Here is a 1584-nt window from a genome sequence, read left to right as displayed (position 1 = left end):
GTTCAGATCTTCGCGGCAAACTCGGCACGGGCGGTTCGTCCAACCTTCCCAAGAAGACCGACAACACCTTCCACATCTCCGACGTCGTGAAGGATGCGATCGCGCTCGAGAAGGCGCAGAAGCAGAGCGTCGCTTCACAGAAGCCCGACACTGGGCACAACCTCCACAAAGGCACCGACAAGTCCAAGGGCGGCGGCGGCAGCGCCGGCGGTCGTCCCAAGGTCTAACCCGACAAGAACGGAACGTGATTGCTCGACGCACTCCTACAACCCATCGACTGGATACTCCATGTCGACGCGCACCTGGATACCTTCATCAAGGATCACGGGACGTGGGTCTACTTGCTGCTCTTTGCAGTCGTTTTCGTCGAGACGGGCGTGGTGGTGATGCCGCTCCTGCCGGGCGACTCGCTCCTCTTCGCGGTGGGCATGATCAGCGCCCGCTCTCCGGACCTCAACCTCTGGCTTGTGATGGGGCTGTTGACCGTGGCCGCGGTATTGGGCGATGCGGTGAACTATCACATTGGGAAGTACCTTGGCCCGAAGATCTTCCGCTACGAAGCAGTCGCGGATCAGAAGCCGACGCTCTTCATGAGGCTCCTGAATCGCCAGCACCTGCTACGAGCCAACGATTTCTACGTGAAGTATGGCGGCAAGGCCGTGGTGCTCGGGCGATTCGTTCCTGTCGTGCGAACGTTTGTCCCTTTCGTGGCTGGTGCAGGGGCGATGAACTACGCGAAGTTCGTGTGGTACAACGTGCTGGGTGCGGTCTTGTGGGTGGGGATCTGCGTGGGCGCGGGATACCTGCTCGGCGATGTCCCGTGGATCAAGAGGAACTTCGGGGGTGTCGTGTTGGCCATTATCGTGGTCTCGCTGATCCCGATCGTGGTGGAGTGGATCCTGGCGACGAAGCGGGCCAAGGCCGCGAAGCAGAAGTCTGAAACGTGAACATACGCTCGCGGGCAAGGTGCTCGCGGGCGAGAGAATGAAGTGAGCACAACTGCCCGGCCGCCGGGCGCATACAGGAGTGGAAGCAATGGCCGTGAAGCCGCTTGAAGATCGCGTGTTGGTGAAGCCCATCGAAGCCGAAACGAAGACCGCCTCAGGGATCTACCTCCCCGAAGCGTCGAAGGAAAAGCCGGTCAAGGGCGAAGTCGTCGCGACCGGCCCGGGCAAGCGCCTCGAGAACGGCAAGCGCGCCGAGATGAGCGTGCGCAAGGGCGACACCGTCGTCTACGGCAAGTACGCGGGCACCGAAGTCGAGATCAAGGGCACCAAGCACCTGATCCTCCGCGAAACGGAACTCTTGGGCGTCATCGAAGGTTGAGTCGATCGGATCGGGTTGAAAGGAAGACAAAGCAATGGCTACCAAGCAAATTATGTTCGACGACGCAGCGCTCTTGGAAATGAAGCGCGGCGTTGACCGTCTCGCCGACGCCGTCAAGTGCACCATGGGCCCCAGCGGGCGCCACGTGGTCATCGAGAAGTCCTACGGCGGGCCCCACATCCCCAACGACCGCGTCAGCCGCGCCCTGCAAGTCACGCCCTCCGAGCACCTCCAGTCCATCCGCCCCCCGACGGTGAA

Annotated in this window: 3 protein-coding genes and 1 pseudogene; all 4 read left to right on the top strand. The window is 61.6% G+C overall.

The genetic code is table 11. From position 1 onward, the window contains the following. A partial coding sequence (locus tag NJ959_RS29310; RefSeq protein ID WP_254015285.1) for a hypothetical protein occupies positions 1 to 227 on the top strand: 227 nt, incomplete at its 5' end. 21 nt (positions 228 to 248) lie between these two features. Continuing rightward, the gene (locus NJ959_RS29305; RefSeq protein WP_254015284.1) at positions 249 to 947 is read left to right on the top strand and encodes a VTT domain-containing protein; all 699 of its coding nucleotides are present in this window, start codon (positions 249 to 251) and stop codon (positions 945 to 947) included. An 88-nt stretch (positions 948 to 1035) separates the two neighbouring features. Beyond that, complete coding sequence (gene groES / locus NJ959_RS29300; RefSeq protein WP_254015283.1) at positions 1036 to 1326, top strand: co-chaperone GroES; 291 nt, start codon at positions 1036 to 1038, stop codon at positions 1324 to 1326. 34 nt (positions 1327 to 1360) lie between these two features. Next, positions 1361 to 1584, top strand: a pseudogene (gene groEL, locus NJ959_RS29295) (chaperonin GroEL); the annotation flags it as partial.

Origin of the sequence: Limnofasciculus baicalensis BBK-W-15 (assembly GCF_024178385.1) — a bacterium.
Taxonomy (GTDB): Bacteria; Cyanobacteriota; Cyanobacteriia; order Cyanobacteriales; family Coleofasciculaceae; genus Limnofasciculus; species Limnofasciculus baicalensis.
The sequence above is the reverse complement of the archived record's forward strand: the minus strand, read 5'-3'. Positions and strand labels throughout refer to the sequence as shown.

Bases quoted from the DNA above. Each gene is read 5' to 3' on its own strand.
- groES (WP_254015283.1), top strand. From the start codon at position 1,036: ATGGCCGTGAAGCCGCTTGAAGATCGCGTGTTGGTGAAGCCCATCGAA.